The sequence below is a fragment of the Vibrio sp. T9 genome (genome assembly GCF_003123985.1).
Lineage (GTDB): Bacteria > Pseudomonadota > Gammaproteobacteria > Enterobacterales > Vibrionaceae > Vibrio > Vibrio diabolicus.
The window spans coordinates 147,053-161,441 of sequence record NZ_NIGY01000003.1 but is presented as its reverse complement, the minus strand read 5'-3'; the positions used below and the strand labels follow the sequence as shown (position 1 = coordinate 161,441).

General features: G+C 45.6%; 15 protein-coding genes. 5 read left to right on the top strand and 10 right to left on the bottom strand.

Translation table 11 applies throughout. The annotated features are described in order from the left end of the window. Window positions 1-180: 180 nt before the first annotated feature. Together CBX98_RS07530 and CBX98_RS07525 are read left to right on the top strand one after the other, a co-directional pair. Window positions 181-621 (top strand): PTS sugar transporter subunit IIA, encoded by a 441-nt coding sequence (locus CBX98_RS07530; protein ID WP_006741334.1) that lies wholly within the window; start codon window positions 181-183, stop codon window positions 619-621. Between the two features lie 11 nt (window positions 622-632). Next, a complete protein-coding gene (locus tag CBX98_RS07525; protein ID WP_006741333.1) occupies window positions 633-2,033 on the top strand; it encodes a fructose-specific PTS transporter subunit EIIC in 1,401 nt (466 codons plus the stop codon). Window positions 2,034-2,095: 62 nt separating this feature from the next. On the opposite strand, the gene CBX98_RS07520 is transcribed toward CBX98_RS07525, so the two are convergent. The 4 genes from CBX98_RS07520 to CBX98_RS07505 all read right to left on the bottom strand — a co-directional run bounded on the left by CBX98_RS07520 (window position 2,096) and on the right by CBX98_RS07505 (window position 7,043). Continuing rightward, entirely contained in the window at window positions 2,096-3,151 is a 1,056-nt protein-coding gene (locus CBX98_RS07520) for a nitronate monooxygenase (RefSeq protein ID WP_109168885.1), read from the bottom strand. Window positions 3,152-3,338: 187 nt separating this feature from the next. After that, window positions 3,339-4,742, bottom strand: a complete 1,404-nt coding sequence (eat, locus tag CBX98_RS07515; protein WP_065645660.1) for an ethanolamine permease — start codon at window positions 4,740-4,742, stop codon at window positions 3,339-3,341. 11 nt (window positions 4,743-4,753) lie between these two features. Then, entirely contained in the window at window positions 4,754-5,638 is an 885-nt protein-coding gene (gene eutC / locus CBX98_RS07510) for an ethanolamine ammonia-lyase subunit EutC (RefSeq protein WP_109168884.1), read from the bottom strand. Next, window positions 5,631-7,043 carry an ethanolamine ammonia-lyase subunit EutB gene (locus CBX98_RS07505; protein ID WP_005388715.1) on the bottom strand — a complete coding sequence of 471 codons (1,413 nt, stop codon included), beginning with the start codon at window positions 7,041-7,043 and terminating at the stop codon, window positions 5,631-5,633. Before CBX98_RS07505 ends, eutC begins: the two co-directional genes overlap by 8 nt. Before the next feature lie 194 nt (window positions 7,044-7,237). Between CBX98_RS07505 and CBX98_RS07500 the strand changes: the two genes are divergently transcribed. Continuing rightward, window positions 7,238-8,188, top strand: a complete 951-nt coding sequence (locus CBX98_RS07500; protein ID WP_109168883.1) for a helix-turn-helix domain-containing protein — start codon at window positions 7,238-7,240, stop codon at window positions 8,186-8,188. A 44-nt stretch (window positions 8,189-8,232) separates the two neighbouring features. Here the strand turns inward: CBX98_RS07500 and CBX98_RS07495 are convergent, their stop codons facing one another. Continuing rightward, a complete protein-coding gene (locus tag CBX98_RS07495; RefSeq protein WP_109168882.1) occupies window positions 8,233-8,760 on the bottom strand; it encodes a TetR/AcrR family transcriptional regulator in 528 nt (175 codons plus the stop codon). Window positions 8,761-8,885: 125 nt separating this feature from the next. Here CBX98_RS07495 and CBX98_RS07490 point away from each other — a divergent pair, with 125 nt between their 5' ends. After that, entirely contained in the window at window positions 8,886-9,107 is a 222-nt protein-coding gene (locus CBX98_RS07490; protein WP_029795550.1) for a hypothetical protein, read from the top strand. 101 nt (window positions 9,108-9,208) lie between these two features. On the opposite strand, the gene CBX98_RS07485 is transcribed toward CBX98_RS07490, so the two are convergent. Both CBX98_RS07485 and CBX98_RS07480 read right to left on the bottom strand, forming a co-directional pair. After that, window positions 9,209-9,580, bottom strand: coding sequence for a VOC family protein (locus CBX98_RS07485; RefSeq protein ID WP_005395273.1), 372 nt, complete (start codon window positions 9,578-9,580; stop codon window positions 9,209-9,211). 68 nt (window positions 9,581-9,648) lie between these two features. Further along, complete coding sequence (locus CBX98_RS07480; RefSeq protein WP_109168881.1) at window positions 9,649-10,530, bottom strand: LysR family transcriptional regulator; 882 nt, start codon at window positions 10,528-10,530, stop codon at window positions 9,649-9,651. Window positions 10,531-10,639: 109 nt separating this feature from the next. On the opposite strand from CBX98_RS07480, the gene CBX98_RS07475 reads away from it, so the two are divergent. Next, a complete protein-coding gene (locus tag CBX98_RS07475; protein ID WP_109168880.1) occupies window positions 10,640-11,251 on the top strand; it encodes a LysE family translocator in 612 nt (203 codons plus the stop codon). Between the two features lie 89 nt (window positions 11,252-11,340). Here the strand turns inward: CBX98_RS07475 and CBX98_RS07470 are convergent, their stop codons facing one another. From CBX98_RS07470 to groL, 3 genes are all read right to left on the bottom strand, one after another. Beyond that, window positions 11,341-12,312, bottom strand: a complete 972-nt coding sequence (locus tag CBX98_RS07470; RefSeq protein WP_109168879.1) for a leukocidin family pore-forming toxin — start codon at window positions 12,310-12,312, stop codon at window positions 11,341-11,343. Window positions 12,313-12,467: 155 nt separating this feature from the next. Next, window positions 12,468-12,677 carry a hypothetical protein gene (locus CBX98_RS07465; protein ID WP_005395278.1) on the bottom strand — a complete coding sequence of 70 codons (210 nt, stop codon included), beginning with the start codon at window positions 12,675-12,677 and terminating at the stop codon, window positions 12,468-12,470. 105 nt (window positions 12,678-12,782) lie between these two features. Then, window positions 12,783-14,381, bottom strand: a complete 1,599-nt coding sequence (gene groL, locus CBX98_RS07460; RefSeq protein ID WP_005395280.1) for a chaperonin GroEL — start codon at window positions 14,379-14,381, stop codon at window positions 12,783-12,785. Window positions 14,382-14,389 lie beyond the last annotated feature (8 nt).

Below are 14,389 nucleotides of genomic sequence, written 5' to 3'. Positions count from 1 at the left end.
CAAAATAACTGGAATATAAATCACATAATAAATTTTATAATATTCCGCATTATTAATGACGGCTATCACACTTAAGATTGAGTGATACAAAAGTATAGTTATTGGTTTTTTTTTACTATTTCCGAAAACCACTTCATTAATTAAATTTGACTCATTACTTCAGTACCAATGAGTCACAAAATGATTACAGAACTAACAAACGTCAATTTAATTAACGGCAACCTTCAAGCAAATAATAAAAAAGAAGTCTTTGAAGAGCTAGCACAGATGCTATTCGAAAATAATCGAATCAGTAGCAAAGAGGCTTTTTTAACCGACATCGAAGCACGTGAAGCATTAAGCGTGACTTCAATGGACGGCATCGCCTACCCACACGCAAAAAGCAAAGCGGTTACAGAGCCTGCAATCGCCGTTGGCGTAAAGCACGAAGGCATCGAGTATGGCGACGAAGAGGGAGTCAAACCAACCGTATTCTTTATGATTGCTTCACCTGATAACGGTGCCGACCACCATATTTATGTTCTTCAAGAATTATTCGGAAAATTTAGCGAAGAGTTTATTGAAGATATTCATAACGCAAAAGACGAAAACCAAATACTAAATATTTTAATTAATTCATAAGGCGTGAAATTATGAGTACAATCACAGCTCAAGCTAGCAATAATAGCGATTTCAAAAAACTCCTAAGTACCATGAAAGGTCACCTTTTATTCGGTACTTCTCACATGCTTCCATTTATCGTTGCGGGTGGTGTACTACTGGCGTTGGCGGTAATGGCATCCGGTAAAGGTGCGGTTCCTGCAGACGGGTTATTGGCTGATATTTCTAATATCGGTATTAAAGGTCTGGTGTTGTTCCCAATTATTCTTGGTGGCTTCATCGGTTACTCAATTGCAGACAAACCAGCACTAGCGCCAGCGATGATCTCTTCTGGCATCATGGCTGACATGGGCGGCGGCTTCCTAGGTTGTATCGTCGCTGGTTTTATCGCTGGTGGTGTAGTTCTACAACTTAAGAAGATCCCTCTTTCTGCTAACATGACTGCGTTGGGCGCTTACTTCATCTACCCACTTGTTGGTACGCTTATCTCTGCAGGTATCGTTCTATGGGGTATCGGTGAGCCAATCAAGATCTTCATGGCTTCTATGAACGAATTCCTAGCTTCTATGGCTGGCGCTTCTAAAGTGGTTCTAGGTACGATTCTTGGTGGTATGACTGCATTCGATATGGGCGGTCCAATCAACAAAGTAGCAACGCTATTCGCTCAAACTCAAGTTGATACTCAACCATGGCTAATGGGTGGTGTTGGTATCGCAATCTGTACGCCTCCTCTAGGTATGGCACTAGCAACATTCCTATTCAAGAAGAAGTTCACTAAGCAAGAGCAAGAAGCAGGTAAAGCAGCAGCAATCATGGGTTCTATCGGTATCTCTGAAGGTGCTATCCCATTCGCAGCAAACGACCCTGTACGCGTTCTTCCTTCAATCGTTGCTGGTGGTATCGTTGGCTGTGTGTTCGGCTTCCTAACAGACGTACTACTACACGCACCATGGGGCGGTCTAATCACAGCACCTGTATCAAGCAACATCCCAATGTACGTTGTGGGTATCGCACTAGGCTCACTAACAACAGCAGTTATCGTTGGCTTCTGGAAACCCGTTGCTGAAGAAGAAGCAGAAGACGAAATCGCAGAAGCAGCACCTGCACAAGCTCAAGCGGCTCCAGCAGCAGGCGAAGGCGAGTACGACATCGTAGCAGTAACATGTTGCCCATCTGGCGTAGCACACACATTCATGGCAGCGAAAGCACTAGAGAAAGCAGGTGCGGCAGCGGGTCTGAAAATCAAAGTAGAAACTCAAGGTCAAAACGGTATCCAGAACCGCATCACTGACCTAGATGTAGCAAACGCGAAGCTGGTTATTCTAGCTCACGATATCCAAGTAAAAGACGCTCACCGCTTTGCAAAAGCAAACGTTGTTGAGTGTTCAACGAAAGAAGCGATGCGTAATGCAGCGACTCTTGTGAAAGCTTAAACCTTAAGCTCCTCCCCCTAAGAGCCCTTTCCCCCAAAGGGCTCTATTTATTATCGAATAAGTCAATTCAAATCAATCCCTTCCACTAATGACAGTGTCATTTCTGCTGCCGAAACTTCTTTGCAACCCGACGAATTTTGTCCGCACCACAACGGCGTAAATTCATCTCGGTTTTGCTTCTCCATAAGCGCTCTTAACTGAGTCATTTCAATGGAAGCATATGGGAATTTCGGCGCAGACTCACAGATGTAGCCTAGCTCCGACATCGCGCGATTCACAATGCCTCGTGCTGGTCTGCCCGAGAAAACATTAGTCACCGCCGTATGCTGCGCGCGCTCACTGGCAATCGCATATCGATGTAAAGACGAGGTTTTTGCCTCATCACACAACAAATAGGCGCTGCCAACTTGAACGGCACTCGCTCCTAATCTCAACGCAGCTTCCACACCGCTTCTATCAGCGATTCCGCCTGCAGCAATAACAGGCAAATTCACCCGTTTGGCGATTTGTGGTAATAACGCCATCAGACTTAATTGAGTAGTTAAATCATCCGATAAAAACATGCCTCGGTGTCCACCAGCCTCCAAGCCTTGAGCGATAATGCCGTCAACGCCTTTTGCTTCCAGCCACAGTGCTTCATCCACTGTGGTCGCTGTCGAAAGGATCTTCCCTCCCCAGCCTCTAATTCGCGCTAACAAGTCATCGGCAGGCAAACCAAAGTGGAAACTGATCACTGGCGGTGCAAATGGTTCAATCACGTTAGCAATATCATGATTGAAAGGCATCCTTGTCGGAGCGTTTGGCTGAGCCTGTACGGTTGCACCAACTTCAGCAAAATACGTTTGCAGCGTTTTTTGCCACTCTTCGTGCTTGTTAGCGTCGTATTCCGACATTTCATGGCAAAAGAAGTTGAGGTTGAATGGTCGATTGGTCGCCTGTTGAATAAGTTGAAGTTCTTTAACGATGGCATCTTTATTCAGCATTCCACAAGGTAACGAGCCAAGCCCGCCAACATTACTCACTGCAATGGCCATTTGGCTATCTTGCACGCCAGCCATTGGGGCTTGAATAATCGGTAACTCTGTTCCCAAAAGTGTATTAAATACCTTATTTATCATGACCTTTCCTTGAAAACTTAACCTTTACCTGTGATGGATCTGCGCCATCGTTATCCAGACTAGACTTTCACATGATTAACCACTTATAAAGTTAAAGTGATGCATTTGTGCGCTATGCACTTTTGATAGAAATGACAAAGGGAGCCTATGGCTCCCTTAATATGCTGAATAACAAGAATCAAAGTGACTATCGTACGACATCTGATTCAAGCTCTAGCTCTGCTACAGACAGCATGGCAAACTCTTCCTCGGCGGTTGCTGCCACCAGTTTGTTGCGGCTGTATAAACCATAATACACACCACCGATAAGAAACAATCCCATTGTCATGAAGAAGGCTGAGGGATCAAAAGCATAAACACCTGTCATTGCGATCAAAGAAAGCACCAGAGAAATACTCGAAGTGATTACCCCGCCAGGCGTTTTATATGGGCGAGCTAACTCCGGCTGTTTAATTCGCAATAAAATATGGCTCAAGGACATTAATGCGTACGATACCGTCGCGCCGACAACAGCCATCGCCAAGATTAAGTCCCCCTCCCCCGTAAGAGAAACCAAGAACCCAAAAACTCCCGGAACCAAAAGCGCACGAGAAGGCACTTTTTTGTCGCTGGTTAATGACAAAGTTTGCGGCAAATAACCCGCGCGGGAAAGCGCAAACACCAAGCGACTGTAACCATAAATGATAGAGAAGAAAGAAGCGATAAGACCAGCTAACCCGAGTAAGTTCACGGCCATTGCTATCGTTGAGTTGCCTGTAAGCTTCAGCGCGTCAACTAATGGCACAGCGCTATCGCCTATGACCTTTGAACCAACCGCACCAGCCAAAAGAACGACCACCAGAGTTGCGGTTAGTAATAAAAACAACATCGCACCAATGATGCCTTTTGGAACATCTTTCGCCGGATTTTTTGCCTCCTCTGCCGCTAAAGGCACACCTTCAACCGCAAGAAATAACCACATAGCAAATGGCAACGCAGCCCATACGCCATACCACCCAAACGGCAAGATTTCTGTTGCCTGAGCCGTCGCCGGAGCAATATCGAATAAGTTGTTCACATCAAAGTGACCAATAAGCACACCTGCAGTAATGAGAATGGCTAACACAGCCAAACCGCTGATGACCATCATTACTTTGAGAGCTTCGCCAACCCCTGCCATATGAATAGCGATAAAGACGGCGTAGAAAAGTGCGTAAACAACAGGGCCATCAATACCAACCAATTCATTTACTGCAGAGCCAATAAAAATCACTATCGCAGCAGGCGCGAGCGCATATTCAATCAAAACTGATAAGCCAGTGAAAAAGCCGCCTGTCGGCCCCATCGCCTGTCTTGCGAAGCTGTAACCACCACCCGCAGCAGGAATCGCCGCAGACATTTCAGCTAAAGACAATACTAGCGTGAAATACATTACTGCCATCGCGATAGCAGCAATAAGAAAGCCTCCCCATCCTGCTTGAGCGATGCCAAAGTTCCAACCGGCGAAGTCACCTGATATAACATACGAGACACCTAAGCCCGCAAGTAAAATCCAACCTGCGGTGCCTCTTTTTAGCTGTCTTTTGGCCAAGTACTCCTGATGTTTAGACATAGTAAATCCTTCTACTTTGATGAAATTAAAAAGTTGTCGCTGTGTTTATCTTCAACGCTTGCGCCACTTGGCTCATTGATGTCGGAGCGATCTTTCAGGTTCACTCCTGACAGTTGTAATTTTCGAGCCTCCTTGAGCAAGTAAAATGCGCGTTCACAGGCATCGTCATAGTTGAGCCCCTGGGGACGCACATTGGAAATGCAGTTTCTTTGGGAATCTTTAGAGCCTCGTTTAGCCCCCCAAGTGAGATACATACCCATGCTATCCGGAGAAGTTAGACCGGGCCTCTCTCCAATTAAAACCAGCACGGCCTTAGCGTTAAAACATTCACCAACATCATCCCCTACCGCTACTCTTCCTTGCTTTACGATTGTGATAGGTGCGAATTTCCATTGATGTTCATCATCAGCGCTTAAAAGAGAAATCAATCGAGTAACAACAGGCACGGCATGGTTTTGAATTGCGACAGAAGAAAGTCCATCAGCAATAACAATCGCAAGATCAATGTCAGTGTTATGCTCATTTGCTATCGAGTTTAGCGTTTGCCAAGAAGATTCATCGAGCTGCCGTCCTAAATCGGGCCTTTGCAGGTACATAAGCCGATCACTCACTTGACTGCTCACTACCACAGGAGGTTCTAAGGTGTTTTCAAGAATCGAGTAAGAGTCAGATAAACCAGCAACGAGAGACTCAATATTCAAACTGCAATGCACTGCATCCATAGCTTGGGCATGATCCAGCTGAAATGAGAGTAACTCGTTGGTTGGTACACTGTTCCCGCTGCGACCCAGAGCGATCCGAGCAGAGGTGAAGTCGCGTAACTTGCTCCAAGGGTTGTGTGTGACAACTTCAGACTCGTCTTGTGTGGACTGAGCAATGGTGATCACTTTACCCATGAGAATACCCCTTATTCAGTTGATTAATTGCTCCCGAAAACGAGCGAGAGATTTGCTCACTTAACCGAACGTCTTGCACGCTCTCGAAAATCTGCATCTCCATTAACCATTGTTCAAACTCTGGAGCTGGCTTCAGACCGAGTACTTTTCTTGCGTAAAGGGCATCGTGAAATGAGGTAGTTTGATAGTTGAGCATGATGTCATCAGACCCTGGAATACCCATGATGAAAGAGCACTCGGCCACGCCTAACAGTGTCAGCAAATTATCCATGTCATTCTGATCGGCATAGGCATGATTGGTGTAACAGATGTCGCAACCCATGGGTAAACCAAGCAGCTTCCCACAAAAATGATCTTCAAGCCCAGCACGAATGATCTGTTTGCCATCAAACAGGTACTCTGGGCCAATAAACCCAACAACTGTATTAACCAACAAAGGATCGAACTGTTTCGCGACAGCATAAGCACGAGCTTCGCAAGTCTGTTGATCGACCCCATGAAATGCATTCGCAGACAACGCTGTACCTTGTCCGGTTTCAAAATACATCACATTGTTTCCTACACTACCTCGATTCAAAGACAACGCGGCTTCATGGGCCTCTTTCAAAATTGATAAGTCTATTCCGAAGGTATCGTTCGTTCCTTGCGTGCCGCCTATCGACTGAAAAACTAGATCGACTGGTGCACCCATTTCAATGGCTTCGATCGTGTTCGTTACATGAGTTAACACACAAGACTGAGTCGGTATTTGATAGTGTTGAATCACCTCATCCATTAAGTTCATTAACTTGATAGCTTGAGGCACATTATCTGTTGCCGGATTGATACCGATAACCGCATCGCCATTTCCGTACATCAGACCATCAAAAATGGTCGCTGCGATACCGTTTAGAGAATCAGTGGGGTGATTCGGCTGTAAGCGAGTAGACAGGCGACTCGGCAAACCAATCGTATTCCGAAAAGCCGTGACAACTTGGCATTTTTTAGCAACGAGAATCAAATCCTGGTTGCGCATAATCTTACTGACTGCGGCCACCATTTCTGGTGTTAAACCTTGACGAATTTTAGCCAATGTTTCACCATCGGCTTCTTCACTCAGCAGCCAATTTCGAAAATCTCCGACCGTCAAGTGCTCAATCGGTTTAAAGGCTTCAAGGTCATGCGTATCGATAATTAGGCGAGTGATATCGTCGCTTTCGTATGGAATGACCGCCTCGTTAAGAAACGTTTTAAGTGGTAACTCAGACAGCGCCATTTGTGCGACTACACGTTCTGCCGCTGACTGAGCACAAACCCCAGCTAACGCATCGCCTGATCGCTCCGGTGTCGCTTTCGCCATCAAGTCAGCTAATGACTTAAAGGTATAGACTTTACTTCCTTGTTGCCGACGATAAGTTGCCGTCATTGCTCTTCCTCTTCACTATTTGGTTCGCTTTTTGCTGAACTATCAATAAGCTTTAAGAAAGTATTGCCAAATGTGTTCCGTAGCGTTATCAAAAACTGGCAACATTTATAAAACAATAATAAACAATAATAAACAATGAGTTACATAAAAACTGCTCCAACATGACTCACAAAAAAGGAATGAGCATCACAAGGATGAGTGACCAAACACCCCAAACCGCACCAATGCTGTGCATCAATCACACAAAGGATGCAAACCAACAAGCTGCAAGCCTAATAAACTGGCAACAGGAATACGATCAACTCAGCGATGGCCGATTTTTAGGTCAAATTCGAGAACGACGATTTCCCAATTTCCATGTATTTCGAGAAGACAGTAACCGCTCACTAAGACAGCAATGCAGGGTTGAACAGGGAGGTATTTGGTTGGGTTTGAGTGCGGAAAATAAACCGCTACACCTAAATCACAGCAAGTTTAATGCAAGCCAGCTTTTGCTTAGACAAGGTGGTGCAGATTTTGAGTTAATGACACCGGAGCAGTTCTCTATCTATGGAATAGTGCTCGACAAAAACTTCGTTCACACCATAGAGAATCAACTTGAGCTTGGGAGCATCCAAAACAACACATTGCACTTAACGGGTTTGACGGAAAAACACATTCAACAACTTAAATACTACTTAGGCACGTTACTTGGTTCCGCCGAGCCAAGATGGTCTGAAACCACACATCAAGCAATCTTAAAAGATGTTGTGCTGGAGTTGTTCTCACTCAGTTCACTGCACACGAGCCATCCGATATCAATCTCTCATCGTCAACACGTAATGCACCGTATAAAACAACAGCTACAGGATCTAGACTACCGTACACCGATAACCGTCAGTGAACTGTGTGACGCAGTACACGTCAGTCGCCGAACACTACAGTACACCTTTGAACATTGCTGTAATACTTCGCCAAAGCAGTTCATACATCGAATGCGCCTGAATCAAGTACGTAGAGTGCTACAAAGCCCTGAAGGTAATCGAACAATTGCAGAAATCGCTTTTGACTTTGGTTTTTTCCATCTCGGGCAGTTCAGTCAAAGCTACAAGCGGCTATTTGGTGAGACGCCAACTGAAACGAGAAAATGGGAGTCCAGCAAATAAAATGACAGGCAGTATATTCTTTCAGATCCTGCGTTGGGGCCATTTTATGCAGTCGCAATGATTTGCTGAAACTTAGCATGAAGCTCTTCAAGTGCCGCTTCAACATCCGGTTCTGCTCGGCTTAAATGTGCGATTAGCGTCATGAAGTAGCAGTCAAAAATCAACGGCATTTTGTCTTCAAGAACAGAACTTACGCTCGCAGATTGAAACAACTCTTGGTTAAACGACTGGTAATAATCCAAATCCCAAATCACCTCTTTCAACAAGGCTCGGCTCAGCTCGACGTTCGCAAAATAGTAGCGATAGTATTTCTCCGTCAGCGCCAAACCAATGTCGATAGCTGTCTTACCTTCCACACTGACTAGCGTTTCTTGGCTGATCTGTTGCAGTTGTGTCAGCATCCCTTCGCGCAAAATCGACAGTTTGGTCGGGAAGTGGCTGAACACCGTACCATCGGCGACTCCTGCTTCTCTCGCAATCTGCCTTGTGGTCGTCATGTCATAGCCATTCTGAGCAAAAGATGCCCACGCGGCTTTTAGGATTTTGTCTCTGGTTTGTTGTCGCTTCGTCATTGATGTATCTGCTTAATGAGCCTGAAAGGATCATACCTTGAGCGGCTGACATTGACAAATTGAGCGCGCTCAATTATAAAAAATGAGCACGCTCAAATTTTATATAAAAACAAAAGGAATCGCTCATGTACGTATTAAACAAACTAGGCCAAGGATTGATTTTCTTGCCGACCATATTCTGCTTTTCTTATATTTTAAGACCAATATTGATGGTGATTCTCATACCAGGTGGACTCGCACTTTTGGCGTTAATCGGTGGGGCAGAAGTCAGAGCAGAACTCAAAGCCATGCTGCTTGAGGATCTTTTTGGGGTCAGCCCATCGCACACCACCTCGAAAAAGGCGTAAGTGCGCTAGAAACGTTGGCAAGGTTAAGCAAAAAACAAAACGCGCAGGTATCGAGATCTCAATACCTGCGCGATATAGATGTTCTGAAAACAGGACTGGCGTTAGTCAGTATTCATGTTCTGACCGATTCGCCATAAAACGCCACTAGGGTCAAATAAACAACATTCGCGCATGCCCCAAGGTTGCTCGACCAGCTCAGTCAAACGCGAACCAAATTCCTCATGACCCACTTTGGATAAGTGCTGATGCCAGCTTTCTGCGTCTTCTACGAGCAAGTGCATCATGAAGTTATTGCCGTGTTCTGGCTCATAAAAATTCTGTAAAAGAAACGCGCAGCTGCCTTGAGAGAAGTACGCCACATCACCGAAGTCTGACGCCATATCAAAGCCTATCGCCTCATAAAAACGTTTTGAGAGCGCGTAATCTTTCGCTGGAACAAATGATTTGATTTCAACAATATTGAGGTTTTCCATTTCCAATTTCCTAAGCCCTTTTCCATCAAACTGACTGACGTAATCACGCTCTACGCCTTCTATTCGCCTTACGTATTTTTCTGCGATGGCAGTGGTACACACTCTACCATTTGCGTTTGTAACCACGTGATGAATTTGTGTTCGAGTTCTGTACGCTTTTTATCTTGGCTCAATAAAACATAATTGCAACCTGATGACACAAAACCAAATGGCGCGACCAAATTACCGCGCTTAATATCGTCCATAACAAAAGGATACGATCCCATCGCCACGCCTAAGCCATCCACTGCGGCTTGTATGCAAAAATAAAAATGCGCGAATGATTGCTGAGTGTTGCCGTTGAAGGTTTCACAACGTGTTGATCGCTGCCAATCCGCCCAAGCATGCGGTCTAGTTTGGCTATTCAACAATCGAACTGCATCCAAATCGTCTCGAATGGATTGCCAATATTCAGGAGAAAAGACTGGCCCCACCCACTCTTCCACAAGAATGTTTTTGTTGTAATCGTGCTGCTGAGCAAAATCGTCTCGACGAATCGCCATCGAAAGCCCGGTTGATCCTAATGTTACCGGGCCTCCGGCCGTCGACAAACGAACATCAGCACGGTGTTCGTCATTAAACGCAGCAAGCCTTGGCATCAACCAACGCATGGTTAATGTCGGTTCACAAGACACTTCAAGATGCTGATGCTTTTCTTGAATGAGTGTATTCACGCCTGTTTCTAGCGCTTGGAATGCCGTTTCTGTGTATGTCTTGAGTAATTCACCTTCTGCCGTCAACACGGCTTTCCTACCCTCTTTCAAAAACAAAGGTTGCGACAGGTATTGCTCAAGTTGCTTGATCTGCTTACTCACGGCTCCGTGGGTGATGTTCAGTTTGTCAGCCGCTTCAGTGTAGCTTGAAGAGCTCGCTGCAACGTGGAAGACATAGAAAGATTTTAGGTGACGCATCTGTGAGTTTTTCTCACCAATATGGGAATATTTTTCGATTATAGTCAGTAACAAAGACGCCTACAATTCCGCTACATCACAGACTTTATCATTCAAACAGGAAACCGATATGGAATTTGTAACTCTTGCGTTATTGGGTGTACTTATTGTTATTAGCCCTGGCGCAGACTTTGTTTTGGTATTAAGAAACAGTTTAAATCAAGGACGAGAAGCTGGCGTATACAGTGCGATTGGTATCAGCATGGCGATAAGCATCCACATCGCTTACTCCATGCTGGGGATCAGTTACTTAATTTCACAAAATGAATGGTTGTTTAATCTCGTACGCTACCTTGGGGCTGCTTATCTTGTCTACCTTGGGATTAAAGGAATATTCTCCTCGCAGCCTGCGTCAAACTCAGAAACCATTCAACAGAGCGAGTATTCAATGTGGCGATTTTTCATACAGGGATTTCTGTGTAATTTACTCAATCCTAAGACGATGCTGTTTTTTCTGAGTATTTTTAGCCAAGTGATTTCTCCCGATTCTAGTCAGCAACATATCGCCTTATTTTACGGGATTTATATGATTGCGCTGCACGGTATTTGGTTTTCTATCGTTGCTGTTTTATTCACGTCACCCCAATTACAAGCCTTCTTGTTGAAGATTAAGCATCGACTCAATCAAGCATGTGGGGCGGGATTGGTCATTTTCGGCGCGATGCTGGGCTTAAAGACTTAATGCGCTTGCGATCAGATTTCGACCATAAACAATGCGGCTACTAGAGCCGCATGACAATCCACAAACCTGCGGTCTGATAAGTGAAACGTTTATTGAGTGATAACGGTGAGCGTATCCCAATCAATCGTGAAGCGAACTTGTGCCTCAGTGTAGTGGCTCGTTGTGCCTTGATCGTACCAGTTACACGCATTGCGAGAGAAACCTTCTTCAACTTCTTTCATGCCAGCTCGTGCGATCATCTCCGTTTTTGGCTCTTCTCCGCGCTCAAATTCTGGTGTGAACACGTACTGGAATTTCGGTTTGAAACCGTAGATCAAACGCGGCAAGTTCTCTTCTGGTAATAGGTTCTCATTTGAACAACCTGTGTAGTGGTAAACGCCCGCCCATTTACCGTAGTACTGGTAATCGTTGGTGTAAATTTGGCTAAGAGAGGTGGTCCACTTAACGCCCATACCGCGTTCCATGGACGCCTTTGGTTTGGCTGCGGTGACGTAATCCTTACTTGAGTAGCGAGACGTATAAGCCACACCGAGATCGGTCGTCAACGAGCCAGAAAAACTTGGTGCCGAGCCCGGTGTTGCAGTCGCGGTTAAGCCGATAGACGGTGCAACCGTGGTTGTCGATACCGAAACATCATTGGCTTCGTTTTGCGGTGAGTAATCCTCACTAAATACAGGCGTGCCACCAGCTTGATAGATGCTGTAATCGAACGCAACTGGGTAGTTTTGAGTAAAACGGTCAACAATCGCTGCATCAAAAGTGTGTTTTACACCCGGCTTACCTGGTACATAACCATTCCCTAGAGTGATCACGCGAGCCGCTTTTTTGTCGTTCTTTGAGTTATGGAATAACTCAACCAGTAACTTCATCTGCACGCGGCTACCACGAAACTCGTACGGGAAAAGCTCAGGCTCGCTTTGCATCACGACCTCATAACTTTTCTTCACGTAACCTTCTAGCGCGATGTTATCAATCAAGACACTTTCTACAACCTTGTTATCAGAAGCAGCAGCAGTAGCGGAAATCCCTAACATTAGGGGAAGCAGTATTTTCTTATTCATTATTTTATTACCTTACTTGGGAACAGTCCCAAATCAAGCTAACATATTGAATACACTGCATCAACGTGACGAAAACGATTCACATTATCAATAGTTTGACCTACACCCAGAAATGAAAAAAAAACAGCCAACTTACGCTGGCTGTTTCGATGCAGTTAATGAATGACCCGTGCGTCCCCTTTAAATAACTGAGACAAATCGATAGTGAATATTGTCACTGTCGGACGTTTAGGCAGAGCATTTTCGATCGAAAACTCTGGCCCAGCTGGAACGAGGGGGAAGTGAATAGCCGTCGGCCACGTTGACGAAGCTTCATTACCGCTCGGCTCAGATATTGAGAAAGAAAACGCGGGTAAACGGGTCATAACACTTACCTCAAATGACTGATTCGCGGGCTCAAGCGAGCCCGCTTAGGTTTTGCAATGTTATTGTTGTTTTAACGCCTACTTAATCACTAACGATTGATAACGTTAGATATCAAGTTCTTTGTCTTCAACGTGGTTGGTGATCATCGCTTCAGTCGTGATCATCAAGCCAGCAACAGACGCCGCGAATTGAAGCGCTGAACGTGTTACTTTCGCAGGGTCCAAGATACCCATTTCGATCATGCTGCCGTATTCACCTGTTGCAGCGTTGTAACCGTAATCGGCATCACCCGCTTTGACAGCATTCGCTACGACTGAAGCTTCGTCACCTGCGTTAGTTGCGATTTGACGAAGAGGCTCTTCCATCGCACGTAGCGCAACTCGGATACCCACGTTTTGGTCATCGTTGTCACCTTTTAGATCCGCCAATTCTTTCGCGATCTTAGTTAGGGCAACACCACCACCAGCAACAATACCTTCTTCAACCGCTGCGCGAGTAGCGTGTAGCGCATCGTCCACGCGGTCTTTCTTCTCTTTCATCTCAACTTCAGTTGCAGCGCCGATCTTGATCACCGCTACGCCGCCAGAAAGCTTCGCAACACGTTGTTGAAGCTTGTCTTTGTCGTATTGAGAAGTGGTTGTTTCGATTTGTTTTTCAATCGAAGCCACACGATCAGCAATCGCGCTTGCTTCTGCTGCGCCACCCACGATGGTTGTTGTGTCTTTGGTGATGGTCACTTTCTTCGCACTACCTAGTTGCTCTAGCGTTGCTTTTTCAAGCTCTAGGCCGATTTCTTCAGAGATGACCGTACCTGCGGTTAGTACCGCAATGTCTTCCATCATCGCTTTACGGTTGTCACCAAAACCAGGTGCTTTCACCGCCGTCGCACGCACGATGCCACGCATGTTGTTCACAACCAATGTCGCTAGCGCTTCACCTTCGATGTCTTCAGCAATGATCAATAGCGAGCGAGAAGATTTCGCCACTTCTTCTAGCACTGGCAATAGTTCGCGGATGCTGCTGACTTTTTTGTCCACCAATAGGATGTAAGGGTTGTCTAGCTCTACGCTGCCATTTTCTTGGTTAGTGATGAAGTATGGCGACAAGTAACCGCGGTCGAATTGCATACCTTCAACCACAGACAATTCGTTGTCTAGACCTTGGCCTTCTTCCACCGTAATCACGCCATTGCGACCCACTTTTTCCATCGCTTCTGCAATGATTTCACCGATCGCGCGATCGCTGTTTGCAGAAATGCTACCCACTTGGGTGATGGATTCTTTGTCGCTGCATGGCTTAGACATTTCACGTAGTTTCTCAACCGCCGCTTCAGTAGCTTTGTCGATACCACGTTTTAGGTCCATTGGGTTCATGCCAGAAGCTACCGCTTTAAGACCTTCGTTGATGAAAGATTGCGCCAGTACAGTAGCGGTCGTTGTACCGTCACCCGCTTCATCATTCGCTTTGGACGCCACTTGTTTCACCATTTGTGCGCCCATGTTTTCGAACTTGTCTTTCAGTTCGATTTCTTTCGCTACCGACACACCATCTTTAGTAATGGTTGGCGCGCCGTAAGATTTATCAAGCACAACGTTGCGGCCTTTAGGGCCTAGTGTCACTTTTACTGCGTCCGCCAGTAAGTTCACACCTTTCAGCATTTTTTGACGTGCGTCATTAGCAAATAATACGTCTTTTGCAGCCATAATTATCT

Coding starts and splice junctions, on each gene's coding strand:
- CBX98_RS07530 (WP_006741334.1), top strand. CDS start 181: ATGATTACAGAACTAACAAACGTCAATTTAATTAACGGCAACCTTCAA.
- CBX98_RS07525 (WP_006741333.1), top strand. CDS start 633: ATGAGTACAATCACAGCTCAAGCTAGCAATAATAGCGATTTCAAAAAA.
- CBX98_RS07520 (WP_109168885.1), bottom strand. CDS start 3,151: ATGATAAATAAGGTATTTAATACACTTTTGGGAACAGAGTTACCGATT.
- eat (WP_065645660.1), bottom strand. CDS start 4,742: ATGTCTAAACATCAGGAGTACTTGGCCAAAAGACAGCTAAAAAGAGGC.
- eutC (WP_109168884.1), bottom strand. CDS start 5,638: ATGGGTAAAGTGATCACCATTGCTCAGTCCACACAAGACGAGTCTGAA.
- CBX98_RS07505 (WP_005388715.1), bottom strand. CDS start 7,043: ATGACGGCAACTTATCGTCGGCAACAAGGAAGTAAAGTCTATACCTTT.
- CBX98_RS07500 (WP_109168883.1), top strand. CDS start 7,238: ATGAGTGACCAAACACCCCAAACCGCACCAATGCTGTGCATCAATCAC.
- CBX98_RS07495 (WP_109168882.1), bottom strand. CDS start 8,760: ATGACGAAGCGACAACAAACCAGAGACAAAATCCTAAAAGCCGCGTGG.
- CBX98_RS07490 (WP_029795550.1), top strand. CDS start 8,886: ATGTACGTATTAAACAAACTAGGCCAAGGATTGATTTTCTTGCCGACC.
- CBX98_RS07485 (WP_005395273.1), bottom strand. CDS start 9,580: ATGGAAAACCTCAATATTGTTGAAATCAAATCATTTGTTCCAGCGAAA.
- CBX98_RS07480 (WP_109168881.1), bottom strand. CDS start 10,530: ATGCGTCACCTAAAATCTTTCTATGTCTTCCACGTTGCAGCGAGCTCT.
- CBX98_RS07475 (WP_109168880.1), top strand. CDS start 10,640: ATGGAATTTGTAACTCTTGCGTTATTGGGTGTACTTATTGTTATTAGC.
- CBX98_RS07470 (WP_109168879.1), bottom strand. CDS start 12,312: ATGAATAAGAAAATACTGCTTCCCCTAATGTTAGGGATTTCCGCTACT.
- CBX98_RS07465 (WP_005395278.1), bottom strand. CDS start 12,677: ATGACCCGTTTACCCGCGTTTTCTTTCTCAATATCTGAGCCGAGCGGT.
- groL (WP_005395280.1), bottom strand. CDS start 14,381: ATGGCTGCAAAAGACGTATTATTTGCTAATGACGCACGTCAAAAAATG.